The 203-nt window shown below is 54.7% G+C and carries 1 protein-coding gene; it reads right to left on the bottom strand.

Annotated features, from left to right (window positions below; genetic code table 11):
- A partial coding sequence (locus PGR29_RS25020) for a molybdopterin-dependent oxidoreductase (RefSeq protein ID WP_316425545.1) occupies positions 1 to 203 on the bottom strand: 203 nt, incomplete at both ends.

Raw genomic sequence — 203 nt, forward strand, 5'->3', positions numbered from 1 at the left:
TCTTCAATAATGACGTGGCCAATGGCGTTGAGCAGCGCGATATTCGAGCCGTTCTTCAGCGCGATGTGCATGTCGGCGATGCGCGCGGTTTCAATTTTGCGCGGGTCGCAGACGATGATTTTCGCCCCGTTGCGTTTGGCGTTAATGACGTGATTCGCCACGATAGGGTGGGAATCCGCCGGGTTGTAACCGAAGATAAACAC

Source organism: Klebsiella sp. 141203 (assembly GCF_032601985.1).
Lineage (GTDB): Bacteria > Pseudomonadota > Gammaproteobacteria > Enterobacterales > Enterobacteriaceae > Klebsiella > Klebsiella aerogenes.